A 25,736-nucleotide genomic window follows, 5' to 3' on the forward strand; every position below is an offset into this window, starting at 1 on the left:
GATCGTGCGACATATTGCGCCGGAACGCCTATATCTTCGCAGAGCCCCCGGGGGGCGCGGCGCTGGCTGATAGGAAGATCGCTTGTTTACTGGAAAACTCGGGAAGCTCTTTCGCACGACGGCCTTCAAGCTGTCGCTCGCCTATCTCATCCTGTTCTCCATCGGCGCCGGCCTCGTGCTGACGCGCGTCGGCGCGCGCGTGAAGGAGGTGCTCAACGAGCAGATCGAGCAGACCGTCGAAGCCGAGATCCGCGCGCTGTCGGAGCAATATGCGCAAGGCGGGCTGCGTCAGCTCACCACCGCGCTGGAGCGCCGCGTCCGTGCGCCCGGCGGTTCGCTCTATTTGCTGACGACGCATTCAGATGAGGTCATCGTCGGTAATATCGAGTCGCCGGCCACCGCGCCCACCGGCGGCCGGGAACTCGTCGAGACCCGCTACCAGCGTCGCGGCGAGCCGGGGGTCGAGCATCCGGCCCTGATGCGGCTCTTTCTCATCCCCGGCGGCTTCCGGCTGCTGATCGGCCACGACATCGAGGATCAAGAGGTGCTGCGCGACATCTTGCGCCAGGCGCTCGGCGTCTCTTTGTTCTGGCTTGCGCTCGTCGGCGCGCTCGGCGGCATGTTCGTCTCGCATCGCATGCTGGAGCGCGTCGATATGATGTCGGCTTCGGCGCGGCGCATCATGGCGGGCGATCTGAACGAACGTCTCGCCGTCTCGGGCGCCGGCGATGAACTCGACCGTCTGGCCGAGAATTTCAACGCCATGCTGGAGCGCATATCGGAGCTGATGACGGGGCTGCGCGAAGTCTCCGACAATATCGCGCACGACCTCAAGACGCCGCTGACGCGGCTGCGCAACCGCGCCGAGGCGGCGCTGCGCGGCGCCTCCGGCAATGGCGAGCACCGCGAGGCGCTCACCAAGGTGATCGAGGAGTCGGACGCGCTCATTCGCGTCTTCAACGCGCTGCTGATGATCGCGCGCGCCGAGGCCGGCTGCTCGACCGACAATTTGACGACCTATGACGCCGACGCCGTCGTGAGCGACATCGTCGAAATGTACGAGCCCGTGGCGGAAGAGCAGGGCGTGCATCTGCAGTTTTCGACAGAGCCGGGCCTCGCCGTCACCGGCAGCCGCGAGCTGCTGGGGCAGGCGCTGGTGAATCTCGTCGACAATGCGCTGAAATATGGCGCGACGGGAGAAAACCAGCGCATCGACGTGCGCGCCAGGCGCGTCTGCGAACGCGTGGAGATCACTGTCGCTGATCATGGGCCCGGCATTGCGCCGGAAGACCGCGAAAGGGTCGTGGGGCGCTTCGTCCGGCTGGAGAATTCACGCTCTCGGCCGGGCTCGGGGCTTGGCCTGTCGATGGCCGCCGCCGTCGCCCGGCTGCATCACGGCGCCCTGCGGATCGAGGACAACGCCCCGGGGTTGCGCGTCGTGCTGTCGCTACCGGCGGTGCGCGCGATCGTCTCGCGCGAGCGCGCATAAATCGCGCTTCTGGCCGCCGGTTTCTCGGCCGGCCGCGTCTTGATCGACGTGATGTTCTTGCCGGCGCAATAGGCGCAGGAGAGCCGCACCATCGCCACCGTGCCCCTGCCGAGCCGCGAACGGAAGTGCAGCCCGCCGCCGTGGAGGTCGATCAACGCGCGCGCGATGGCGATGCCGAGCCCCGAGCCTTTCATGCCATTTTCCATGACCCCGGCGCTTTGCTCGAAGGGGCGTCCCAATCTCGGCATGACGGCGGGATCGACGCCACGCCCGTTGTCCTCGACGAAAAGAGCGATCGACGCGCCGTGATGGCGCGCGCGCAGGCGCACGACGCCGCCCGGCTCGGTGAATTTGACGCTGTTGGAGAGCAGAACATTGAGCGTCTTGATGATCGCCGCCTCGTCTCCGACGCAGCGGAGCCGTTCATCGACCTCGACGATGAGGGAAAGCTGCTTTTCCTCGGCGCGGGCGCGCCAATCGTTCACGGCGCGGCGCGCGGCGTCGGCGACGTCGACTTCGCGCTCGGCGAGGCGCACGAGGCCGGCCTCCAGCCGCGACATGTCCAGAATATCGGACAGCACCTCGTTGAGATAAGCGCCGCCCTGCCGGATGCTGCCGCAATATTCGGCGTATTTCGGCGAGCCGAGCGCGCCGAACGGCTCGGCCAGCATCATCTCCGAGAAGCCGATGATGGCGTTGAGCGGCGTGCGCAGCTCATGGCTCATATTGGCGAGGAACTCGGATTTGGCGAGATAGGCGGCTTCGGCTTCGGCTTTCTGGTGGTGATATTTCTCGGCGAGCGTCGCGAGTTGTTGCGCCTGCATTTCAAGCGTCTGGCGCGAGCGCGTGAGATCGGTCACGCTCGCCGTGAGGCGGCGCTCGGACTCGATGAGCTTTTCCTGATTGCGCTTGAGCGCGGTGATGTCGGCGCCCACCGAAACATAGCCGCCGTCTCTGGTGCGCCGTTCGTTGATCTGCAGCCAGCGGCCGTCGGCGAGCCGGGCTTCATATGTCCGCGCATCGGGCGAACGCGCTTCCGCCGCTGCGCTCTCCGTGTGGGTGATCGGCGCCGTCGCGCGCGACATCATCTTTGCGTAGGTCACGCCAGGCGTCGCGGCTTCGGGCGCCAGGCCATGAAGATCGAGAAATTTGGAGTTGCAGACCACCAGCCGGTTCTGCGCGTCCCAGAGAACGAAAGCCTCGGAGATAGCGTCGATGGCGTCGCGCAGACGCATGTCGGCGGTCGCCGTATGTTCGGCGAGGGCCTTCTGCTCCGACACGTCCACGGCGATGCCGACGAGATGGTGGCCCGCATCCGCGGCGTCATTGATGAGCTGAGCGCGCGCCCGCAGCCAGACCCAATGGCCATCGGCGTGCCGCGCGCGGAACTCATGGTCGACGCTGTTGCTGCGCGAGGCGGAAACCATTTGGGCGATCACCGAGAGATCGCCGTCGTCGGGATGCAGCAAAGCGTTGAGCTCGCCGAAGGAGAGACACCGCCGCTCGGCCGGCAGGCCGAGCATCTCATACATCGAGTCCGACCAATAGATGCGGCCCCGCGCAATGTCCCAGTCCCACAGGCCGCAGCGCCCGCGCGACAGCGCCGCGTCGAGTCGGCGGCGCATGCAGGCGTTGACTTGCTCGGCCGCGTGGCGGCGCCGCGACTGGCGTACATAGGCGTAGAGGACGGCGAGCAGCATCGCGGTCGTCAGGGCGAAGACAATGGCGTAATGCGCCGCGACGGTGCGCCATTCGCCGAGCACATTCTCCAGCGGATAGATCATCGCCACCTGCCCATAGGGGGCCGGGAGCTTTTGCACCGTGGCGAGGGCGGGCGCGCCGTCGGGCAAAGTAACGCGCATGACGCCCGCCTTGTCGGCGAATGCGGTCAGCGCCTGCTCGGCGCCGAGCACGTCGGTGAGCGTGACGCTCTTGCCGTCGATCGGCGGAAAGGCGGCCGCGACATGGCCGCTGTCGTCAGTGACGAGAACGCGCCGCCCGCGCGCCATGGCGCGGCCGGGCAGGATCTTGTTCAAGGGCTGCGCGAGCAATTTCGCGTCGGCCTGGATCTGTTCATAAAGGTCGTGGCGCACGACGCGCGCAAAGACCTCGAGATCGGCGATCGCATCCTGGACAAGCTGATCCTGCATGGAGTGGACCAGCGTCACGGCGAAGGCGGCGAGCGACGCGAGGCAGATGACGGAGACAATGAAAGCCGCCCGCTTCAGCCAGGGGCTTTCTCTCGTCTCCTTCTCGCCATTGCCGTCGAAACGATAAGCGCCCCACACCGTTTCCGCGTGACTCATCGCACGAGCTGCGGTGACGCGCGCCATCCAATTCTCCGAAATCTGGCGATCCTGAAACCGAGCGATTGCGCGCTCGAATCACCTTCATTCGAATCCTTTGGGCGCAAATTGTCCAGATGCTTAATGAGCGGTTAACGCCTTTGGTAAGTTTCAAGCGAGCGCGCGCGTCGCAATGTCTTTCGTGTCTGCGGAAAGACCTTCCTGCGCAACGATCCGGCGCAAACGCGCCTCGATCAAAGCGCGCCGCCGCGGCTCCATCGTTCGCCAGGAGCGCAGCGACGACAGAAGCCGCGCGGCGACCTGCGGGTTCTTGGGATCGAGCTCCAGAATGATCTTCGTGAGAAGATCGTAGCCGGAGCCGTCGAGCGCATGGAAGCGGGTGAGATTGGCGTTGGCGAACACGCCGATCAGCGAGCGCACGCGATTGGGATTGCTCAGCGAGAAGTCGGGATGCGACATGAGGTCGATGACGCGCTGCGTCGTTGCGGGTTCGGGGATCGTCGCCTGCAGCGCGAACCATTTGTCGATGACGAGCGCGTCGCCCTCGAACTGCGCGTAAAAGGCCGCGAAAGCTTTTTCGCGCGCGTCGCCGCCGAGAAGCGCAAGGAGCGCGAGCGCGGCGAGACGGTCGGTCATATTGCCGGCTGCGGCGAATTGACTCTCCGCCAGCGCGGAGCCTTTCGCCGGGTCGCCGGCGGCGACGAGATCGAGCGCGACGGTTTTCAGCGAGCGGCGGCCGGCGCTGGCGGCGTCGGGGCTATAGGGGCCGGCCTCAGAGAGGCGCGCATAGATCGCTTCCGCCTCAGAGGCCAGCGCGCGCCCAATCTCCTCGCGCAGTCCGAAGCGCGCGGCGAAGAGTTCGTCGGGGTCGACGTTCGAGCCCGCTTCGCGCGCGAGATCGGTTTCCGAGGGGAGCGACAGCGCTTGGGCGGCGAAGGCGGGATCGGCGTCGGCGCCGCTCAGGATCGTGCGCAGCGCCGCGACATAGCCCGGCGCCGAGGGCAGCGGCGCGCCGGCGCGCGCGGCGTCGACGCGTGCGAAGATCGCCCGCAGCGCCAGGCTCTGCGCCGCCTGCCAACGGTTGAAGGGATCGTCGTCGCAGGCGAGCAGCTTTTCGAGATCGGCGCTCGCGGGCGCCGGCTCGAGCCGCACGGGCGCGGAGAAGCCCCGCAGCGCCGAGACGACCGGCTGCGAGGGAATGTTCTTGAAGGTGACGGTTCTGGTTGAGTCCGAGAGTTCGAAGAGGCCGCGCGCCAATTCGTCGGGACGCGCATCCGCGCTTTCGAGGTCGAGCTTTTCGCCGTTCTGGCCGAAGAGCGCGAGGGCGACGGGAATGACGGCCGGCTTTTTCTCCTGCTGGCCCGGCGTCGGCGCGATCTCCTGACGCAGCGTCAAAGCAAAGGTCTTCGCGTTCTGGTCGTAAGAGCCTTCTGTCGAGAGCACGGGCGTGCCGGCCTGGCTGTACCAGAGCGCGAAATGCGAGAGGTCGCGACCGGAAGCCTCGGCGAAGCAGGACAGGAAATCCTCGACCGTCGCCGCCGTGCCGTCGAAGCGTTCGAAGTAAATATCCATGCCGCGGCGGAAGCAATCGTCGCCGATCAGCGTGCGCAGCATGCGGACGATCTCGGCGCCTTTCTCATAGACGGTCGCCGTGTAGAAGTTGTTGATCTCGTGATAGACCTCCGGCCGCACCGGATGCGCCAGCGGACCGGCGTCTTCCGGGAATTGCGCCAGCCGCAGGCCGCGCACGTCGCCGATGCGCTCGACCGCGCGCGAGCGCATGTCGGCGGAAAATTCCTGATCGCGGAAAACGGTCAGCCCTTCCTTGAGGCAGAGCTGGAACCAGTCGCGGCAGGTGATGCGGTTGCCGGTCCAGTTGTGGAAATACTCGTGTGCGATCACCGCCTCGATGCCCGCGTAATCGACGTCGGTCGCCGTCTCGGGCGAGGCGAGCACATATTTGTCGTTGAAGATATTGAGGCCCTTGTTCTCCATCGCGCCCATATTGAAATCGGAGACGGCGACGATGTTGAAGACGTCGAGATCATATTCGCGGCCGAACTTCTCCTCGTCCCAACGCATCGAGCGCTTCAGCGCATCCATGGCGTATTCGGCGCGCGCTTCCTTGCCATGCTCGACGTGAATGGCGAGCGCCACCTCGCGGCCGGACATGGTCTTGAAATGATCGCGCACCACGCCGAGATCGCCGCCGACGAGCGCGAAGAGATAAGACGGCTTGGGGAAGGGGTCATGCCAGACGGCGTAATGGCGGCCGCCGGGAAGTTCTCCCGTCTCGCCGGGATTGCCGTTGGAAAGCAGGATCGGCGCCTCGCCCTTATCCGCCTCGATGCGCGTCGCGTAGACGCTGAGCACGTCGGGACGGTCGAGGAAATAAGTGATGCGGCGGAAGCCTTCGGCTTCGCATTGCGTGCAATAGGCCGAGCCCGAGCGATAGAGGCCCGAGAGCTGGGTATTGGCGGTCGGGTCCACCCGCGTCTCGATCTCGAGCGTGAAGGGCGCCTCGGGAACCGCCGTGAGGGTGAGCTGGTCGGGCGTCGCCGTATAATCCGACGCGCCGAGCGGGCGCCCGTCGAGCTTGACGCCGACCAGCGTCAGCTCGTCGCCGTCGAGGACGAGCGGCGCGCCGGCCGCGCCCTTGGGATTGCGGCGCAGCGCGAGCCGCGCCACCACCTTGGTCTGCGTCCGGTGAAGGGAAATATCGAGCGCCACAGTGTCGATGAGGAAGTCGGCGGGGCGATAGTCTGCAAGGCGGACGGCGACATTGGAGGGGTGGCGCATGAAAACCTCTAGGCAGGGAATCGGAGCTTCGGACGAATATAGGCGGCTATGCAAGATTTGCGACCGGCCGCGCCCGCGCCCGGGCGGCAGGGTGACGAATTTTTAATTGGAAACGCACGGCAAAGATTTGGTAGGCCTTGAGCCGGCGGCCATTGGCGGGCAAAGTCGCCCGGAGCTTCCTCCGATCCGCCGACCGACGCCTTCGCTCGCTTGGCGCCGTTTTCGCTCTAAGCCGGTGCGTCTCTCCCCATGTGGCGAAAGCTTTTCCTGACTCTCGTTCTCGCGGCTGGCGGCGCGCCGGACGCTTTCGGCGCGCCGCCAGCCGCGGCGCCTCAGGAGATTCTCGTGCCGCTCAGCGAGGAGCAGATACGCGCCGCCGGCGTCGAGACGCAGCCGGTCGAAGCGGAAACCGGGGCCGGGGAGATCGTCGTGCCGGGCGTTGTGACCGTGCCGCCGCAGCAGCTCCGCGTGGTCGCCGCGCCGGCCGCGGGCCTTGTCGAGACCCTGCTCGTCGCGCCCGACGAGGATGTGAAGGAGGGCGATCCGATTGCGACGCTGCGCTCCTCGGAGCTGGTCGAGGCGCAGCGGGCCTTTCTGCACGCCGTCTCCGACGCCGATCTCGCCACCGAGAAGTTGCGCCGGGACGAGCAGCTCTTCAAGGAGCGCATCATCGCCGAGCGGCGGCTCATCATCACCCGCGCCGAAGCCGTTCAGGCGCGCGCGACATTGGAGGAGCGGGGCCAGATCCTCACCCTTTCCGGCATGAGCGAGGCCGATGTCGCGCAATTGCGCAAGGACCGCAAGCTCGCGAGCGCGCTTCTGGTGCGCGCGCCGATCAGCGGAACCATCCTGCAGCGGCACGGCACGACGGGCGAACGCGTGCAGGCCTCGGCGCCGCTCGTCACCATTGCGCGCCTCGACCCCATCTGGGTCAATCTGCAGGCGCCGCTCGGCCGCGTCGCGGCGCTCGGGAGCGTCGATCGCGTGCTTCTGCCGTCGATCGATCTCGCGGGCCGCCTCATTCGCGTCGGTCACACCGTCGACCAGGCCACGCAATCGGTGACGGCGGTGGCGGAGTTCCACCCCGGGAAAAGCTCCTTGCGGCCGGGGCAGGCGCTGCAGGCGATCCTGCACGTGAAAGGCGCCGACGCCTCACAGTGGCGCGTGTCCGCCGACGCCGTGGCGAGCTATCTCAACCATAGCTGGGTCTTCGTGCGTTCCCCTCAGGGCTTCCGCGCCGTACCGGTGACGCTCGTCTCCGAGACGCCGCAGTTCGCCTCGGTGCAGGGAGAGCTCGCGGTCGGCCAGCGCGTGGCCGTGCATGGTCTTCTGACTCTCCTCGCCGAACTCGCGAAGACCGAGAGCCCATGACGACATGCTAGAGCAGTTGATCCACTTCTCGCTGCGTCAGCGGCTGATTACCTTCCTCTGCGCGCTCTTTGTCGCCGCCTGGGGCGCTGTGAGCTATCTGAAGCTCCCGATCGACGCTTTTCCCGACGTCGCGCCCGTGCAGGTTCTCGTCGCCATGCGCGCCCCGGGCCTGACGCCCGAAGAGCTGGAGGCGCGCGTCACCGCGCCGATCGAAATCGCCGCCAAGGGCATTCCCTCGCTGACGCATATGCGCTCGACGACGCGCTATTCGATCGCGCTGATCACCTTCGAATTCGCGGAGGGGACGGATATTTACTGGGCGCGCGCGCAGGTCAACGAGCGCCTCTCGCAAGTCCAGGATCAATTGCCGGCGGGCGCATCCGGAGGGCTGGCGCCCATCGTCACGCCGCTCGGCGAGATGGTGATGTTCACCATCGTCGGCGGCGATCTCACGCCGAAGGAGCAGAGAAGCCTCTTCGACTTCACCATCCGCCCGGCGATACGCGGCCTGCCCGGCGTCGCCGATCTCAATGTCCTCGGCGGCTATGTGCGCACCTTCGAGGTGGCGCCGTCGCCCTCGGCCATGGCGGCGCGCGGCGTCACGGTCGAGATGCTGGAATCGGCGCTCAAGGACAACAATAGAAACGACGGCGCCGGCCGCGTGCAGGACGGCGAGGAAGCGCTGCTGGTGCGCGCCGAGGGAAGGCTGCGCTCGCTGGAGGATATTCGCTCGGTCGTGATCGCGGCGCGCCCCACCGGCGTCGTTCGCGTCGGCGACGTGGCGGAAGTGCGCAACGGCGCCCTGCCGCGCAACGGCGTCGTCAGCCGCAACGGCCAGGAAGAGGCGGTCTGGGGGCTGGTTCTGGGCCTGCGCGGCGCCGACGCGCGCACGGTCGTTTCCGGGGTGAAGACGCGGCTCGCCGAGCTTGCGCCGACGCTGCCCAAGGGCGTGACGATCGAGATTTTCTACGATCGCAGCGAGCTGATCGGCAAAGCCGTCTGGACCGTTCAGAAGGTGCTGATCGAGGCCATTGTGCTGGTGGTGATCCTGCTGGTTCTGTTTCTCGGCAATCTCCGCGCGGCGCTCGTGGTTTCGGTGATCCTGCCGCTTGCGGCGCTCGCCACCTTCGGCGTCATGAGATGGTGGGGGCTCTCGGCCAATATCATGTCGCTCGGCGGTCTCGCGATCGCCATCGGCCTTCTCGTCGACTGCGCCGTCGTCGTCGTCGAGAATGTCGAGCATCGGCTCGCGGACGCGCATGACGCAAGCTTCGCTGACCGCGTGTTCATGACTTTCGAGGCGACGCGCGAAGTGGCGCCGCCGCTTGTCTCTGGCGTCGTCATCATCGTCACGGTGTTCCTGCCGCTGCTGTCGCTCGAAGGGCTGGAGGGACGGCTTTTTGCGCCGGTCGCGCTCACCATCGCCTTTGCCCTGGGCTCGGCCTTGCTGCTTTCTCTCACCGTCGTTCCAGCGCTCAGCGCCACCCTGCTGCGGCCCGGCCACGGCGGGGAGCCGTGGCTCGTCCGCAAAATCGCCGCGATCTACGAGCCGCTTTTGCAGCGCGCGCTGGCGCGGCCGCTCGTCGTCGCGGCCATCGCTCTGGGCGGGCTTGCGATCGCCGGCGTGGCGGGGTCGAGAATCGGCCAGACCTTCATGCCGGTGATGAACGAGGGCACGCCTGTCATTACCATCCGCAAACATCCGACGATCAGCGTCGCCGTCGCGGCGGAAACCGACCGGCGGATTCAGCGCGAGATCATGACGAAAGTGCCGGAGGTGAAAGGCATGATGGCGCGCGCCGGCGCCGATGAGCTCGGCATCGATCCGGTCGGCCTCAACGAGACCGACAATTTCCTCACCCTTGCGCCGCAGAAGGAATGGCGCGGGCGCGGCATGGACTGGCTCCTGGACGAGATCAGAGCCGTGCTCGACGGCATCCCGGGCATTTCCTACGCTTTCTCGCAACCCATCGACATGCGCGTGCAGGAGATGATCATCGGCGCGCGCGGCGATGTGGTGGTGAAGATCTTCGGCGACGACATCAACGAATTGAACCGCCTCGCGCGCGACGTCGCGGCGCAGTTGAAGACGATCCCCGGCGCGCGCGACGTGTTCGCGCTGCAGAACGACGGGATGCGTTATCTAACGGCGCGCGTCGACAGGCTGGCGGCGGGGCGTTTCGGCCTTGACGCCAGTGATATTCAGGACGCCTTGCGCGTCTGGGTCGACGGGCAACAGGTCGGCATCGTGCTCGAAGGGCCCATTCGCACGCCGCTGGTCGTGCGCGGCTCCGAAACCTCGCGGCGCTCCTCCGTCGATTTCGCGCGCCTGCCGATGGTGTCGAACGACGGGAAGGTCGTCGAGCTGTCTCAGCTTGCCGACGTAAAGATCGAGAACGGCCCCATTCAGGTCATTCGCGAGGAAGGCCGACGCTTTGCGACGGTGCTCGCCAATGTCGAGGGCCGCGATCTCGTCGGCTTCGTCGACGACGCCAAAGCCGCCGTGGCGCATCATGTGACGACGCCAAGGGGCTACGCCTATCAATGGGGCGGCCAGTTCGAGAACCAGCAGCGCGCGTCGGCGCGCCTTGCGATCGTCGTGCCCATCGCGCTCGCTTTGATCTTCCTGCTGCTCTACTTCACCTTCAATTCCGCGCTGCAGGCGACGCTCGTCTTTTGCAACGTGCCTTTTGCGGCGATCGGCGGCATTCTCGCGCTCTGGCTCTCCGGAGAGTTTCTCTCCGTGCCGGCCTCGGTCGGCTTCATCGCGCTCATCGGCATTGCGGTGCTGAACGGCGTTGTGCTCATCTCCTACATCAACAAGCTGATGGCCGAGGGCGTGGGGACGACGCGCGACGCCGTGGTCGAGGGCGCGCGCCGCCGCATGCGTCCGGTGACTCTCACGGCGACGATCGCCGCTTTCGGCCTCATCCCCTTCCTCTTCGCGACGGGGCCGGGCGCCGAGATCCAGCGCCCGCTGGCGATCGTCGTTATCGGCGGCCTCATCACGGCGACCACGCTGACGCTCGTGCTGCTGCCGATCCTCTACGATCGGGCCATGAGCTGGCGCTTGCGCAAGAAGCGCAACAGCATCGCCGTGCAGAGAACGGCTTCGCTATGACCGGCGCGCCGCTTCTCGCCGCTTTGATACTCGGGCTTGCGGGCCCCGCCTTCGCCGCGCCGCAGCCGCGCGGCGAAGTGACGGCGAGAAACATCGACGGCGCCAGCCAAAAGAAGAGCAAGAAGCCGCTCGGCCATGCGCTGGTGCGCCATCTCGACATGGCGGTGGCGATCGACGCGCAGAGCAGGGCGCTGGCGGCGCAATTCGGCGCGGTCTCGGCGCGCTACGCCACGACGCGCTCGATCTCGCCCGGCTCGCCTTATATCGGCGGAACGCAGCGCAACGCCGTCGCCGGCAATCTGCGTAACTACAATGAGACGGAGATCGAGGCGGGCCTGCCGCTCTGGCTGCCCGGCCAGCGCGACGCGCTGGAGGCGACCGTCTCGAGCGGCGTCATCGAGATCGAGGAAAAGATCGGCCTGCGCCGGCTCGACGTCGCGGGGCTTTTGCGCGACGCCTGGTGGACGGCGCAGCGCACGGCGCGAGAGACGACCGTGGCGCGCAACCGCGTCGCAACGGCGCGCGAGATCGGCTCCGACATGACCCGGCGCGTGGAGCTCGGCGAAGCGGCGCAGGCCGACGCGCTGCTGGCGAAGAATGAATTGCTCGCCGCCGAGACAGAACTCGCGCAGGCGGAAGGCGCCGAAAAAGTCGCGCGCGTAAACTATGCGGCGCTTACCGGCGGCGCGACGCCGGATGGCGCCCTTGAATCGATCAAGCCCGCGGGCGACATCGAGGATCATCCGGCGCTACGCGCGCCGCTCGCCGCGCTGCGCCGCGCCGAGACCCAATTGCAGCTCGTCGAGGCGACGCCGATCGACAATCCGGATGTCGGCGTTTTCGGCCGTCAGGAGCATAATCGGCAATATTCGACCGACCCGTCGCAGTCGGTGACGGATCAGCGCACGGATGCAACGACCGTCGGCGTGCGCATTCGCATACCGCTCCCGACCGAAGGCCGGCAGGCGCCGCGCCAGGCCGAGGCGCTCGCCGAAATGACGCGGGCGCGGGCGGAATATGAGAAGGCCGAGCGCGTCGTTCTCGCCGACATAAAGGCGGCGCGCGCCAATCTCGCCGCCGCGCAGAAGGCCGCGGGCCTCGCCAACAAGCGCCTCTCGGTCGCCAATGAGCAGTTCGAGCTCTCGCGCAAATCCTTCGCGCTCGGCGAGATCAGCGCCTTCGATCTCTACCGCGTGCGGCAATTGCAGTTGGATGCGCAGCGCGCGCAGGCCAGCGCCTCGGTGAATGTGGGCGCGGCGGTATCGCGAGTAAATCAGGCGCAGGGTTACGCGCCGTGATGGGGCATTGCGAGCGAAGCGAAGCAGTCCAGAGCCGCGGTGGCCGCCCTGGATTGCTTCGTCGCTTCGTCTCCTCGCAATGACGGTTCTCTACGGCTTCGCCAATCCATTGGCGTTGATGAAATCGACAACCTCCGCCGTTTCCGACGCCGCGCGCCGCGTCGCCGTCGCCTCGAGCTTGCCGGGGCGCAGGAAGGACGGGAACCAGCCGAGATTGCGCACGTTCCATTTTTCCTGGGGCAGCGCCGCCGGATCGACGCCGGGAATCCTGGCGTTTTTCAAGAGATCCATCGCGCGGCGCGTATCGGTGTGGCAACTCACGCAGTCGGTGTTGAAGAAATGGCTGCGGGCCGGATCGGCGATGAGATCGACGGTTTCCTGAATTTTCTTGATGGTGGCGGGGTTGGAGATTTTAGCGTCGCCGAGGTCGAAGAGTTCGGCGGTCGCAAGCCCCTTGCGTTGCGCCACCGGCAGCGCCGCCTCGCCCGCCGGCAGCGCCGCGTTCTTGCAGGTGATGGGATTGAGATTATTGGGCGCCGGCGTCGGGATGACCTGATGCGGCGTCTCCAACACCGCAAGGCCCTCGGCGAATTGCTTGCCGTCGAGCGCCGGTCCGCGCACCGGAATGAAGCCGCCATTGGGCAATGAGGGAACGACGCCCGGCCCGACAGGCGCCATGGCCAGGAAAATCCAGGGCTCGGGCCCATTATCGGCGAGCCCCATCACCGCCATGGCGCTGAGCTTTCCGCCCGTGAGATGGCGCTCGAGAACATTCACAAGCGCGTCGCGCAGCGGCTTGGCCGAGCGGCGATCGGCGAGGCCCGGATGCACGCCGAGCAGCTTGCCTTGCGTCGAGATTTTCACGGCGCCGAAGCGGCCGTTCGCGAGATCGTCGCGCAGACCGGCGAAGTCGCGCGCGACTTTCTTGAACGCGTCCATGTCCGGCTTGACGCGCGCCTGGCAGCCTTGTTCGGCGGGCGCGTCGAACCCGGCGGCGAAAGTGTAGACAAGATGCGCGGCGACGTCGTGAACCTGCACGGCGCCATTGGCTTGCGTCGTCACCGGCTGCAGGATGAAGCGCACTTGCGGAGATTGTCCGAATTGCTCGGTGACGCCGTGCGTGAGCCCGGGCGCGCCGGGGTCGATGCGCAAACCAGCGACACGCCATGCCTTGATGTCATGCGCCTCCTTGGGCAATTGCACATGATGGCTTCCGATCTGCGTCGCAGGGCCTTCGGCGTTGGCGAGGAATTGCGCAAAGGCGGCTGCGGGCCATAGGGCTTCGCGTTTCGAAGCGTCCTTCGGGTCTGGCGCGGTAAGATCGGCGATCGCGATCGTGTCGGCGAGGTCCGCGGCGTTTTTGGGCGGCGGGAAGAGCCAGGAGACGTCATCCGCCGACAGCGGCGCGCCTGCCGATGCGGTTGGAGCCGTTATCGCCGCTTGTGCGTGGCGCACCTTGGCGGCATGAGTGGATGTCGAGGCTGCCGTCGCCAGAGCGAACACTGAGTACGCTAAGCGCGCACGAAAGCCGTTACGAAAATAATTGGAAGCCATCTCTCGCCCCGCATAAGGTTTTTCTTGAAACGCCGCGGTTGCAAGCTAATGCGATTGCGCCGCGACAGGCAAGGGCCAACGCCGCGCAACCGATGTTTCACATCCCGCGCGACGCGCGCGCGTATCAGTCCTGCTTATTCAAAAATTGCATCACGCGCTCGATCGTCGGCTGGTCGAGCAGCAGCGGCGCGTGGCCTTGGCCGGGGACGGTATGACGTTCGAGCCTCGGCGCGCGTCGCGCCATTTCAGCGAAGGTTTCGATGGAGAGGATGTTCGAGGTCTCGCCGCGCAGCGCGAGTATGGGGTGCTGGGCGAGAGCCGCGAAGGCTTCCCACAAATCCTCGACCTCGCATTCCGGCGTGATGTCGTCGAGCGTATGCGCAAGTTCGGGATCGTAGCGCAGCGCGATCTTGCCGTCCCTTTCTTCGAAGGTCTGGCGCGCGAAGATTTCCCACTGCTCGGGCGTGATCGCGGGGAAGGCCACGCTTGCGGTCAGGCGCATCAGCGCGGCGGCGTCGCTCATTTTCTGGAGCGGCGGCATTTTGCCGACATAGCCCTTGATCAGCAGTAAGCCCTTCTTTTCGATCACGGGGCCGATGTCGTTCAAGATTGCGGCGCTTATCAATCCCGGCCGGGCGCGCGCGAGGCGCATCGTGTGAAGCCCGCCGCGCGAGGTGCCGAAGAAGACAGCCTTGGCGACGCTGGCGTCGGCGAGAACGGCAAAGATGTCGTCTTCTTCCACATCCGGATCGTAATGGCGCCAGTCCTTGTCCCACTCGGAGCGCCCGCGTCCGCGATAATCCAGCGCCAGCACGCGCCGGCCCGATTGCTGCGCCGCTTCGGCCACGAGGCAAAAATCATCCGCCGTGCGCGCGAGCCCCGGCAGGCACACCAGCGGCAGGCGCGTCGCGGCCAGGCAGGGGTAGTCGCGATAATGCAGGCGCAGGCCATCGCGGGCGGTGATGAAATAGCTTCCGGGGGCGAAGGTCGAGCTCACGCAATTGCTCCAATGTCTCGCAGACTTTTACCGCGCCGGGCGGATTGCGCCAAACGCTGCTATTGCAGGAAGAACGTCGCAACGCCGACCTTTCTTGACTTCCCGCGCCGATGCAGCGAGTTTGCGCGCGCCCGAGAGGCCGCCGGGCGCCACCCATAACCGGCAGGAAATCCAACCGCTCATGCGCTCCTATCTCGACTTCGAAAAGCCCGTCGCCGAACTCGAAACCAAAGTGGAGGAGCTGCGGGCGCTGGCCGACAAGGGCGACGGCGTCTCGATCGCGGAGGAGCTGAGCAAGCTCGAGGCCAAGGCGGCGAAGGCGCTTGGCGATCTTTATGCAGTGTTGACGCCCTGGCAGAAGATTCAGGTCGCCCGCCATCCGCAGCGGCCGCATTTCTCGGATTACGTCAAGCAGCTCGTCACCGACTTCACGCCGCTCGCGGGCGACAGGCTGTTTGGCGAGGACTCGGCCATTGTCGGCGGCTTCGGCCGTTTCAAGGGCGAATCCGTCTGCGTGATCGGCCAGGAGAAGGGCTCCGACACGGCGAGTCGGCTCGCGCATAATTTCGGCATGGCGCGGCCGGAGGGCTATCGCAAAGCCGTGCGGCTCATGGAGCTTGCCGATCGTTTCGGTCTGCCGGTGATTTCGCTGGTCGACACGGCGGGCGCGTTTCCGGGCATCGACGCCGAGGAGCGCGGCCAGGCCGAGGCGATTGCGCGCTCGACCGATGTGTCGCTGTCGCTCGGCGTGCCGAATGTGGCCGTCGTCGTGGGCGAAGGGGGCTCCGGCGGCGCCATCGCCATCGCCGCCGCCAATAAGGTTTTGATGCTGGAGCACGCCGTCTATACGGTCGCTTCGCCCGAGGCCTCGGCCTCCATCCTGTGGCGCGATTCCGGCAAGGCGCAGGAAGCTGCGACCAGCATGAAGATCACCGCGCAGGATCTGCTCAAGTTCGGCATCATCGACGTGATCGTCTCCGAGCCGGCCGGCGGCGCGCATCGCGATCCCGCCGCCGCCATCGCCGCCGTGGGCGAGGCCATCTGGTCGGAGCTGTCGCGTTTGGCCAATTTCTCGCGCGAGCAATTGCGCGCCGCGCGGGCGGACAAATTCCTTAACATGGGCCGCAAGATAGAAGCGAAGAGTTAAGGTAAACAACTCGAATTGCAGCGTTTGCCTGGGCCGGCGAAGGGTTTCGACACTTTCTCGTCCCATTCTGCTCGTTAGCTTGCCGGACGGGCGGCAAAGAGCCTGCGCCCGGTAAGAATCGAGTTACGCAACGCAGCGTAAACATCCTGCGGTTGCATATCTGGAACCCGCGAGCCGTCAGGCTCGCGTTCATCTGGCGGGCCCGTCGGCTCGCGGCCGACAAAATGCGCGGGCGCCGGGGCGCTGAGGGGAGCTGAGCGCATGGAACATCGGATCTTGAAGCCGGCCGCGGTCGCCGTCGCTTTCGCCGGCCTGTCGCTTTCCGCCTGCCAGGACAGCGGTCTGTCGCATCGCTCTCTCGCGCCCGTGCCGCCGGAGACGCTCGCCAAGATGGCGCAGCTCGGCACCACCAAAGACGCGCCGATGCTGATCCGCGCCTATAAGAAAGAGGCGGAGCTCGAGATCTGGAAACAGGGTGCGGACGGTAATTACATCCACCTCAAGACCTTCCCCATGTGCCGCTGGTCGGGGCAGCTCGGCCCCAAGACGCAGGAAGGCGACCGTCAGGTGCCGGAGGGCTTCTATTCGATCACCCCGGCCCAGATGAACCCGAACTCGTCCTATTATCTCTCTTTCAACGTCGGCTATCCGAACCAGCTCGACCGCGCCCTGGGCCATACGGGCGGCACGATCATGGTGCATGGCGCCTGCTCTTCGGCCGGCTGTTTCTCCATGACCGACGCGCAGATCGCCGAAATCTACGCCATCGCCCGCTCGAGCTTCGACGGCGGCCAGCGCGCGATCCAGATGCAGTCCTATCCGTTCCGCATGACGGCGGAAAACCTCGCCAAGCACCGGCTGGACGCGAATATCGGCTTCTGGAAAAACCTCAAGGAAGGCAACGACGTTTTCGAGGTGACGAAGCAGGAGCCGCAGGTGGCTTTCTGCGGCCGCCGCTATGTCTTCAATGCGACGCCGGGCGGCGCCATGGACCCGGTCTCGGCCTGTCCGCCTCTCAAGCGCGACCCCGATCTCGTCGCCAGCGTCTCCGCCAAGGCCGCGAAGGACGACGAGAAGATCGCCGAGCTTTCCCAGAGCGTGAAGCCGGTGCGCGTCGTCTATGAGGACGGCGGCCAGCATCCGAGCTTCGCCTCGAAGGCGGGAGAGGCCAGCCGGCCCGAGGCGCTGACGGGGCCGACGGAAATCGCGCTCGAAGAGAAGCCGGCGCGCGCCGTCGACAAATCCGCCCAGCAGCTCGCGACGAAATCCCCGGTGGTGACCATGGCCGCCGCCAAGGCTGCGGCGCAAAGCCACGAAGCCTCGACCGTCGTCCGCGCGCTTGCGCCGGAGCCTCACCGCGAAATGTCGGCGCTGGCTGACGAAAACGGGCCGACGGCGTCGATCAAGAAGGCGCTCAACCCGAAGAAGTAGGGCGCCGCCCCCCGTCCCGGCGCGACTCAGATTGTCGGTAAACCTCCTAGGCGGCCTCGTCCTTCGAGACGCGAGCGTCGCTCGCTCCTCAGGATGAGGCCTAAGTGTTTGGCGCAGATGCAAAAAGCCCCTCATGCTGAGGAGCCTGTGCAGCAGGCGTCTCGAAGCGCGAGGGGCGTCGACGCCGCTTTGCGAATAATTGAGCGCTACCCGCTCGGGCGCGGCTTTCCTTTTGAAAAGCCTTTGTTAACCCGGCCTCGGCAATAGTTGTTGCGGAACGCACAGGGAACGCCTATAAATCGTTCATGATTTGTTTTGAGGCTCGCGGCCTGAGGGCGAGGCGCGCGGCGGTTCGTGTCGCGAGGGGCGGATTATGCTGACAAAGAAACAGAGCGATCTGCTGCGTTTCATCCACGAGCGGCTGAAGGAAACCGGCGTTCCGCCGTCTTTCGACGAGATGAAGGACGCGCTCGATCTGCGCTCGAAGTCCGGCATTCACCGGCTTATTCTCGCTCTCGAGGAGCGCGGCTTCATCCGGCGCCTGCCCAATCGCGCGCGCGCGCTCGAGGTTTTGCGGCTGCCCGAATCGGCGACGCCCAGGGGCGGCGGGGCCGCGCGCGGCGGGAAGTTCTCGCCGTCGGTCATTCAAGGCAATCTGGGCCGCGTTCGGCCGCTGCACGAGCGCGGGGAGGACGAGGCGAATCAACAGGTCGCGATTCCCGTGATGGGCCGCATCGCCGCCGGCACGCCGATCTCAGCCATCCAAAGCCGCAGCCATACCATCAGCCTGCCGCCCGAGATGCTATCGAGCGGCGAGCATTTCGCGCTGGAAGTGCGCGGCGACTCCATGATCGAGGCTGGTATTCTGGACGGCGACACGGTCGTCATCAAGAAACAGGACTATGCCGACACCGGCGACATTGTCGTCGCGCTGATCGAGGACGAGGAAGCGACGTTGAAGCGGCTACGCAAGCGCGGCGCGTCGATCGCGCTGGAGGCGGCGAACCCTGCCTATGAGACGCGCATTTTCGGGCCGGACAAGGTGCGCATCCAGGGCAAGCTGGTGAGCCTGCTGCGGAAGTACTGACATCCACAGTCACCCCGTCGTCATTGCGAGGAGCGAAGCGACGAAGCAACCCAGGGGCAGCCATCGCGGCCCTGGATTGCTTCGCTTCGCTCGCAATGACGGTCGGTGGTTTTCGCATGGATTCCCAACCCGCCTCTCACGCGATTACTCCAGCGGCTCTGCAAGCTCTGCTTCCTCAGCGCTTTCATCCTCCTGCGCCACCGCGCGTCGGATCTGCTGCGCGGGTTTCGGCGACCAGGGCCGGTCTTCGTCGACGCCTCGCGCCGTCGTCCACGCGACCGCGCCGCCTTCCAGAATTCGTAGCGAGACCGCGCCGGTTTCCGCCAGCTTGCGCCGGTCGATCACGATCGGCGCTTCGCAGCCTTCCGGCGCCCGCAGCGGCGTGACGATGATTGCGGCGCGGGCGCAGTCTTCGAGAAGCGCCGCGCGGGACGTCGCCAGTGCGACGATCCTCCCATCGGCGGCCTTGCCGATACAGCCATAGTCGTCGCAGGACGCCGCTTTCGCCTCGTCGACGGCGCGCGTGTCCGCGTCGGCGCGCAGCCATTGTTCCGCGGCGAAGGCGCCGGGTTTCTTGCCGAGCAGCGCGAGCTCGCCCGACGGCCTGCGCAAAGCCGCCGCCTCACCCGTCGCGGGAATGGCGATGTCGAAGCGCTCGGCGTTCGTCGCCCCCATGAGGCCGATTAAAGCGAGCGGGATCGCCGTCGCCCGCCACGGCCATGTTCGCCACAGAACCGCCGATAGAACGGCGAGCGCCAGAAAAACCATCGACCAGGGCGCGAAGGCCTTCACATGCAGGCTCGCTCCAGGCACGTTGGCGATGAGGCCGGCGAGCCAGATCACGAGATTGATCCCCATCTCGAGGTAGCGCCAGATGAAACCGTCGAGGCCGAAGGGGTAGAGCGCCGCGCCGATCAAAGCGCAGGGCACGGCGAAGAACTCGATCGCCATCAGCGTCATCGGATTGCCGATGAGCACATAAGGGCTCAACTCGTGGAAATCGTAGGCCATGAAGGAGGCGGTGGCGGAGGTCGCGCAAAGCGTTGCGACAAGCGCCGCGCCCGGCCCGTGCAACAGGCGCTCGGCGATCGTCTCTCGCCACTCGGCGAGGCGGCTGCGCAGGCCAACCCCGAGCGTGCGCGCGCTTCTCTCGGTGAGCTGGTCGCCGCGCCATTCGTAGATGGCGATGAGCGCCGCGACGGCGGCGAAGGAAAGCTGGAAGCTCGCGCCCATGATCGCCTCGGGCTCGACGGCCATGACGGCGAAGGCGGCGAGCGCGAGATTGCGCATGGAGAGCGAGGGGCGGTCGAACAACACCGCCCCGAGCATGATCAGCGTCATGACCAGCGCGCGTTCCGTGCCGACGCGCGACCCCGTGCCGATGTCGTAGAGAATAGCGCCGATCATCGCGAGCGCCGCCGCCCATTTCTTGATCGGATAGTTGAGCGCGAGCGCCTGCGACATGGCCAGCAAGCGCCGCAGGCCGACGAAGAAAATGCCGGCGACAAGCGTCATCTGCATGCCGGAGATGGTGACGATGTGGAAAATGCCGGCCCGGCGGATAAGATCCTTCGCGCTCTCGGACAGAAAATCGCGCTTGCCGGTCACCATGGCGGCGGCGATGGCGCCCGCGTCGCCGCCAATCGTCTTGTAGACGCGCAGCGCCAAGGCGTTGCGGATGCGATCGACCGAGGCGAAAAAACGCAGCGACAGCGGCGCAGGATCGGGCGGCGGCATGGTTTCGATCCGCCCCAGCGCATTGCCCACGCCGCCGAGCCCCGCAAAAAAAGCGTCGCGAGAAAAGTCATAGCCGCCCGGCAGCGCCGCGCGGGCCGGCGGCATCAGCCGGGCCTTCAAGGCGATGAAATCGCCCGCGGCGAAAGTTGGCTCGCCGCGCATGGTGAGCCGCACGCGGGTGGGAGCCACGCCGCCCGGCAGACCTTCGGCGCTCGCGACCTGCAGCACGAAGCGCGCGCCGGCGCGGCGCGGGTCGATTTCTTCGACGAAGCCGGTAAGCTCGCCAACGCCCACGCGCGGCACGATCGGCGCGGCGACTCGCGCGGCGCGCCAGGCGCCGGAGGTAAAGCCCGCGGCCACCAATGCGAGCGCGAGAAAGAGCGCATATGCGCGGGCATGGCGGCGCGTGGCGAAGGCGAGCGCGGCAAAACCCGTCAGCGCGCCAATGCATAAAAAGAGAGACGGCTCACGCTCGGCGGCGAAATAAAGGACGACGCCCGCGCCGGTCGCGACGGCGCGCCACAGGAAAGGGCGCCGCAGCTCGGTTTCCTGCGCATAGGCGTCGCGCAGGGCGCTCGCGAGCCTTCGCGCGTGCGGCGCGAGCCGGAGGGCGAGGGCGCCCTCGCGCTCGTCTCTCTCGGCCGCGCGCGTCGCCTCGCTCACGCCAACGCCCTGGGTTCGGATGCCTCAGGGTAAGGTTAATGCGGATTCTGCCGGCGCGCCACGCCCTGGTTATAGGAAGAACCGTGCCGGTTTGTCGGCAAAGCTCCGAGGCGGCCTCGTCCTTCGAGACACGAGCTTTGCTCGCTCCTCAGGAAGAGGCCTAAATATTTGGTGCAGATGCAGAAGCCCCTCCTGCTGAGGAGCCTGCGCAGCAGGCGTCTCGAAGCGCGAGGGGCGCCAACGCCAGTTTATCGGCAGGCTAAACTGCGCTCACGCGCTCGCGCGGCCCTTGCGTCTTTTGCCGCCGCTCGGGCCGCGGCCATGGGTGGGAGAGGCGCCGCCTTCGATGCCCTGCGGCTCTTCCATTTGGAGATAGCGCACGCCGAGGAAGAACAGGATTTGCGCGTCGCCCATAGGCGGCTCGCTGCTTTGGCGCGACCTTTTTTCGCGCTTCCGGAACTCGACGACGTCCCCCATATCACTCTCCGCAACCGCTGCAGAAAAGGTGAATCAAGCGTTACTGCGATTAGGGAGCCGCGACGGTTAATGTTCCGTCAACGTCGGGACGTTAATTTGAAAAGCAAAATCTGCGTAAGTGTTTGAGTAGTGGACGCGTCATGCAGTCAGACAAGAGTCGCGGGCGAATTGCCGACGCCTCGCTTTTGCGGGTGGTTGTCGATCAATTCGTTGAACGACCCGCGCATCCGATCGGCGACATAAAGCAATTCGAACAGCTCGCGCTCGGCCTCATCGATCTTCTCGACGCGGGGTCGGTCGCCCGCGTCGTGCGGCCGCTGTGCTTTTATGCGGAAACCCCGCGAACGATCTTCGCCCGCCTGCTCGAGAAAGGCGGCGCTTGCGCGGAGCTGGCTTTGGCCTTCGCGCCGAGCCTGCCGCGCGAGCATCTGCTTGCAACGGCGCGGCAGGGGGAGCCGGCGCTCGTGCGCGCGCTGGCGCAGCGCACCGATCTCGATCGCGAGATGGTGGACGCGCTGGCCCTGCGCGGCGAGAGGGAAACGCTTCGCGCGCTTGCCGCCAACTGGTCCGCGCATCTCGATACGGCGGCGCGGCGCGCGCTCGTATTGGCGGCGCGCGACGACATTACTCTGGCGCGCATCCTTCTCGATCGCGACGATCGCGCCATCGAGCCCGAGGCGCTCTTTCTGGCGGCGACGCGGCTCGAACGCACAGGGATCATCCTCAACGCCTGCCGGCGCGCGCTCTCCAGCGGGCATATGGAGATGCGCCAGGCCGAGTCGGGGTTCGTCTCGCGACTCGAAAGCGCCGCGCTGCGCCGGGATCGGGATGCGATGGCGGCGCTCCTCGCCGACGCTCTGGACTGCCGGAAAGAGCGCGCCCGCGCCGTAGTTTCGGATAGTCAGGGGGAGGCGCTGGCCTTGGCGCTGGCGGCGCTGGGCGTGGACCCCGACGCCGCGACCCGTTTGTTTCTCTGCGCCGATCCGGCGATTTCCCACGATGTGGAGCGCGTGCGCGCGCTTGTCGCTTTGGTGCGCTCGACGCCCCAGCGCGCCGCCATGCAGCTCGTCGCCGCGATGACGGGGGCGGCCAAAGGCGAAAGAGACGCGCTGCGCCGCCTCAATGCGCGCGACGAGGGGGCGGCTGCATCCGCTTGGCGACGCGCCCTGCCGCGCGCGGAGACGGTGCGCAAATTCGATCAATCGGCGTGAGGTCGGGAGTGGGGCGGAAGGGCGCGCGGCGCCCCCCGGAGACGTTGTGGCCTTGAAAGACCGCAAAATGCCGCTGCGCACGTCTCATACCATTTCCGTTTGAACAGCTCGCATTGGCGTTTGTCATTCCCGACTCCAATTATGCACTTGGCATAACGAGTACAAAATGAGTGAGATTGACATCCCTATCGATCCGGTCCGGAATGCGCTCCTTTCATGGATTCGCGCATCTGAACGGAACGAGGGAACAGTGACGTCTTTTGATGTTGGGAGGGGCGATTTCCCTTGGGGGACAAAGGGAGAGCTAAATAGAATCGGTGAAAAATTACGAAGCGGCGAGACTCTGGATGACGTGGACGCGCGGAAGCTCGACATATGGCGTGCGTCGCACTTCCACGTAATGAATGCGTTTCAGGCTATGCTTCGGAGGCGCACGAAAGATCGCCCAATAACTGTAGCCCAGAGGCACAAGCGACGCGTTACGATCATAGATAAGTTATCGCGCGAACCTAGTATGCAGTTAGCGCGAATGGATGATGTCGCCGGCATCAGGCTTATTTTTAACTCAATCGCGGAGATGAGAGCTTTTAGGAAGGACTTCCTTTCGTCTAGGCACGCCCATAAAAAAAAATGATACAGATAAATATGACTATACGAAAACTCCTAAGAAAAGCGGTTATCGAGGCATTCACGATATATATTCGTATAACTCTGAATCAGCTAACCATAAGAAGTTTAATGGCACCATGATTGAGGTCCAGTATAGGACGATACATACCCACGCGTGGGCTACGGCTAATGAAGTTGTGACAATGACAACAGGGCAGAGAACAAAGTTCAATAACGCAGATGACACCTATATGGAATACTTCAGGCTCTCGTCCGAGATTTTCGCTAGGGCGTTCGACCGGATCGCTGGGGTATGTTCAGAAAAAACGAATAGCGAGCTTTTAGAGAAATTCTCTTATCTCGACGCAACGACGAGCATCTCGCATCGCCTTCGCCATCTCAATATGGCTCGTGAGCAGATAGATCATTTTAACGGAGGGGTCGTTCTTAAGTTCGCGCCGGATGGGTCTTTGACAGTATTTTACGTTCCTCGTTTCGAAAACGCGATGGAATTCTATTTTAAAATTGAAAAATCTAATCCAGATGATGACGTTGTTTTGGTCAATTCATCTGAAGCTGGGCACATTCGGTCCGCTTATCGTAATTACTTCTCAGATACCAGTGAATTTCTGTCGCTTCTTGAAAGCGCCAGGACCATAATATCAGAAGACGGAGATGGAGTGGCCTATGAGCCGGGATGATGAAAAACTTCAACGGTCTTGCCTTCGCCGCCCAACGGCTCAGGGTCGCGATCTGCCATGGCTTCGCGAATGCGATGCGCCATAAACCAAGCCGTGCGGTAGGAGCCAGGCCGAGATTGCGCATAAGCTGATGGGCCGAAATGCCCTTCTTGCTCGACGCCATAAGGTGAAAGCCGAGCGCCCACTTGTTCAGAGGGACGTGGCTTGACTCCATGACGGTCCCAACCGTCACGGTGAAATGCTCGCGGCAGGAGCGGCAAACAAAGAGGCCGGGGCGATGCGATTTGCCTTCAAGGCGCGTCGCCTGACTGGTTTTGCTCTGGATTCCCGATCGCTCGCTGCGCGCGTCGGGAATGACAGCCGAACCGATCAAGCGGAACCCATATCAGCCGCAAAAAGCTGGCATACTCGGCAGAGCGCAACCTTTTTAGGAAACCCGTCCCTTGCGATCCGCCCAGGCCAAACCCGCTGGCGTCCTCGCGCGCTGGCGCGCCATTCCGCTTTATCTGCGCATCATCGCCGGCGTCGCGCTCGGCCTCTTCGCGGGCGTCGCGCTCGGCGCGGACGCCGCGCCGCTCGCCATGCCCGCCAAGCTCGTTTTGCGTGTGCTCGGCGCGCTGGCGCCGCCGCTCATTCTGCTCGCCATCGTTCAGGCGCTCATGCGCGCCCATTTGGGCGGCGGCGAGGCCCGGCGGCTGGTCTCCCTGCTTTTGACCAATACGCTCGTCGCTATCGGCGTCGGCCTGCTTGTCGCCAATATCGTACAGCCCGGCGCCTGGACGACGGCCAGCCCGCCCCCGGCGCCCGCCGCCAAGGCCTCCGGCGCCGTCGATCCGCTCGCGCAGTTCTTCGACGCCGTGCCCAAGAGCATCGCCGGGCCCTTTTCCGACGACGGCGCGGTCATGGGCGTCATCTTCATCGCGCTGGCCTTCGGCGTCGCCTTGCGCGGCGTCAGGCATCATGAGGTGCGCACGGTCGAAGACCTCGTGCATGTCGCGCTCACGAGCCTCGTCGCGATCCTGCACTGGATCATCGACTTCGTGCCGCTCGCCGTCTTCGGCATTGTCGCGAGCATCGTCGGCGTGAAAGGTTTCCATGATTTCGTGGCGCTCGGCGGCTTCGTGCTCGCTGTCCTTATCGGGCTCGCGCTGCAGGCCGGCTATTACATGACGCGGGTGCGGCTTCAGAGCTGGGTGCGGCCGCTCGACCTCCTCCGCGGCGTGCGTGACGCGCTGGTGATGGCCTTTTCCACCGGCAGCTCGACCGCCACCATGCCGGTCACATATGAATGCCTGCGGCAGAATGTCGGGCTGCGCGAGCAATCGGCGAGCATGGGCGCGCTCGTCGGCTCGAATTTCAATAATGACGGCACGGCGCTTTATGAGGCCATGTCGGCGCTTTTCGTGGCGCAATTGCTCGGCATGCATCTGACGCTCGGCCAGCAGTTCACGGTCGTTCTGACCTCGGTCATCGCCTCCGTCGGCGCCGCCGGCATTCCGGAGGCCGGGCTCGTCACCATGACCATGGTGTTCAAGGCCGTCGCGCTGCCGACCGATTACATCGCCATGCTGCTGACAGTGGATTGGCTCCTCGACCGCTGCCGCACCGCGATCAATGTCATGGGCGACGTGACGGTGAGCTGCCTCTTGGACGGCAAGACACGCCACAGCGGCGGCGAGAGCGAAAAACTTCTAAATCAGGACACGAACGCGTCACGGCCATGACGCAGCGTGAGGTC

At 65.4% G+C, this 25,736-nt stretch carries 16 protein-coding genes and 2 pseudogenes; 11 read left to right on the forward strand and 7 right to left on the reverse strand.

Annotated features, from left to right (window positions below):
* Nucleotides 1-82: 82 nt before the first annotated feature.
* Nucleotides 83-1,489 (forward strand): sensor histidine kinase, encoded by a 1,407-nt coding sequence (locus QNA11_RS00690; RefSeq protein WP_281931247.1) that lies wholly within the window; start codon nucleotides 83-85, stop codon nucleotides 1,487-1,489.
* Here QNA11_RS00690 and QNA11_RS00695 read toward each other — a convergent pair.
* Together QNA11_RS00695 and pepN are read right to left on the reverse strand one after the other, a co-directional pair.
* On the reverse strand, nucleotides 1,393-3,822 hold the full coding sequence (locus tag QNA11_RS00695; protein WP_283481553.1) for a PAS domain-containing sensor histidine kinase: 2,430 nt from the start codon (nucleotides 3,820-3,822) through the stop codon (nucleotides 1,393-1,395). The genes QNA11_RS00690 and QNA11_RS00695 overlap by 97 nt on opposite strands.
* Before the next feature lie 123 nt (nucleotides 3,823-3,945).
* On the reverse strand, nucleotides 3,946-6,594 hold the full coding sequence (gene pepN / locus QNA11_RS00700; RefSeq protein WP_283481554.1) for an aminopeptidase N: 2,649 nt from the start codon (nucleotides 6,592-6,594) through the stop codon (nucleotides 3,946-3,948).
* A 249-nt stretch (nucleotides 6,595-6,843) separates the two neighbouring features.
* Here pepN and QNA11_RS00705 point away from each other — a divergent pair, with 249 nt between their 5' ends.
* From QNA11_RS00705 to QNA11_RS00715, 3 genes are read left to right on the forward strand one after another with little or no spacing between them, the layout of a single operon-like run.
* Nucleotides 6,844-7,965: an efflux RND transporter periplasmic adaptor subunit gene (locus QNA11_RS00705; RefSeq protein WP_281931252.1), complete on the forward strand. Its 1,122-nt coding sequence runs from the start codon at nucleotides 6,844-6,846 to the stop codon at nucleotides 7,963-7,965.
* Between the two features lie 4 nt (nucleotides 7,966-7,969).
* Nucleotides 7,970-11,086, forward strand: a complete 3,117-nt coding sequence (locus tag QNA11_RS00710) for an efflux RND transporter permease subunit (RefSeq protein WP_283481555.1) — start codon at nucleotides 7,970-7,972, stop codon at nucleotides 11,084-11,086.
* On the forward strand, nucleotides 11,083-12,384 hold the full coding sequence (locus tag QNA11_RS00715; RefSeq protein ID WP_283481556.1) for a TolC family protein: 1,302 nt from the start codon (nucleotides 11,083-11,085) through the stop codon (nucleotides 12,382-12,384). Before QNA11_RS00710 ends, QNA11_RS00715 begins: the two co-directional genes overlap by 4 nt.
* A gap of 90 nt (nucleotides 12,385-12,474) precedes the next feature.
* On the opposite strand, the gene QNA11_RS00720 is transcribed toward QNA11_RS00715, so the two are convergent.
* Together QNA11_RS00720 and QNA11_RS00725 are read right to left on the reverse strand one after the other, a co-directional pair.
* Complete coding sequence (locus tag QNA11_RS00720; RefSeq protein ID WP_283481557.1) at nucleotides 12,475-13,887, reverse strand: hypothetical protein; 1,413 nt, start codon at nucleotides 13,885-13,887, stop codon at nucleotides 12,475-12,477.
* Between the two features lie 175 nt (nucleotides 13,888-14,062).
* Nucleotides 14,063-14,935 (reverse strand): alpha/beta fold hydrolase, encoded by an 873-nt coding sequence (locus tag QNA11_RS00725; protein ID WP_283481558.1) that lies wholly within the window; start codon nucleotides 14,933-14,935, stop codon nucleotides 14,063-14,065.
* 181 nt (nucleotides 14,936-15,116) lie between these two features.
* Here QNA11_RS00725 and QNA11_RS00730 point away from each other — a divergent pair, with 181 nt between their 5' ends.
* The 3 genes from QNA11_RS00730 (at nucleotide 15,117) to lexA (ending at nucleotide 18,600) form a co-directional block, all read left to right on the forward strand.
* Nucleotides 15,117-16,082 carry an acetyl-CoA carboxylase carboxyltransferase subunit alpha gene (locus QNA11_RS00730; protein WP_283481559.1) on the forward strand — a complete coding sequence of 322 codons (966 nt, stop codon included), beginning with the start codon at nucleotides 15,117-15,119 and terminating at the stop codon, nucleotides 16,080-16,082.
* A gap of 261 nt (nucleotides 16,083-16,343) precedes the next feature.
* A complete protein-coding gene (locus QNA11_RS00735) occupies nucleotides 16,344-17,513 on the forward strand; it encodes a L,D-transpeptidase family protein (protein ID WP_283481560.1) in 1,170 nt (389 codons plus the stop codon).
* 373 nt (nucleotides 17,514-17,886) lie between these two features.
* A complete protein-coding gene (gene lexA / locus QNA11_RS00740) occupies nucleotides 17,887-18,600 on the forward strand; it encodes a transcriptional repressor LexA (RefSeq protein WP_202073787.1) in 714 nt (237 codons plus the stop codon).
* Nucleotides 18,601-18,744: 144 nt separating this feature from the next.
* Here the strand turns inward: lexA and QNA11_RS00745 are convergent, their stop codons facing one another.
* Complete coding sequence (locus QNA11_RS00745; protein WP_283481561.1) at nucleotides 18,745-21,000, reverse strand: ComEC/Rec2 family competence protein; 2,256 nt, start codon at nucleotides 20,998-21,000, stop codon at nucleotides 18,745-18,747.
* 270 nt (nucleotides 21,001-21,270) lie between these two features.
* A complete protein-coding gene (locus tag QNA11_RS00750) occupies nucleotides 21,271-21,414 on the reverse strand; it encodes a hypothetical protein (RefSeq protein ID WP_283481562.1) in 144 nt (47 codons plus the stop codon).
* Nucleotides 21,415-21,617: 203 nt separating this feature from the next.
* On the opposite strand from QNA11_RS00750, the gene QNA11_RS00755 reads away from it, so the two are divergent.
* The 3 genes and pseudogenes from QNA11_RS00755 to QNA11_RS00760 all read left to right on the forward strand — a co-directional run bounded on the left by QNA11_RS00755 (nucleotide 21,618) and on the right by QNA11_RS00760 (nucleotide 23,998).
* On the forward strand, nucleotides 21,618-22,688 hold the full coding sequence (locus QNA11_RS00755) for a DUF2336 domain-containing protein (protein ID WP_283481563.1): 1,071 nt from the start codon (nucleotides 21,618-21,620) through the stop codon (nucleotides 22,686-22,688).
* Between the two features lie 620 nt (nucleotides 22,689-23,308).
* A pseudogene (locus QNA11_RS20700) lies at nucleotides 23,309-23,470 on the forward strand (hypothetical protein); the annotation flags it as partial.
* A gap of 30 nt (nucleotides 23,471-23,500) precedes the next feature.
* A complete protein-coding gene (locus QNA11_RS00760; protein WP_283481564.1) occupies nucleotides 23,501-23,998 on the forward strand; it encodes a hypothetical protein in 498 nt (165 codons plus the stop codon).
* A gap of 8 nt (nucleotides 23,999-24,006) precedes the next feature.
* Here the strand turns inward: QNA11_RS00760 and QNA11_RS00765 are convergent.
* Nucleotides 24,007-24,299 (reverse strand): annotated as a pseudogene (locus tag QNA11_RS00765) (IS1595 family transposase); the annotation flags it as partial.
* Between the two features lie 142 nt (nucleotides 24,300-24,441).
* On the opposite strand from QNA11_RS00765, the gene QNA11_RS00770 reads away from it, so the two are divergent.
* Nucleotides 24,442-25,722, forward strand: coding sequence for a dicarboxylate/amino acid:cation symporter (locus tag QNA11_RS00770; protein ID WP_283481565.1), 1,281 nt, complete (start codon nucleotides 24,442-24,444; stop codon nucleotides 25,720-25,722).
* Nucleotides 25,723-25,736 lie beyond the last annotated feature (14 nt).

Source organism: Methylocystis sp. JR02, from assembly GCF_030063565.1.
In the GTDB taxonomy this organism is placed as follows: Bacteria; Pseudomonadota; Alphaproteobacteria; order Rhizobiales; family Beijerinckiaceae; genus Methylocystis; species Methylocystis iwaonis.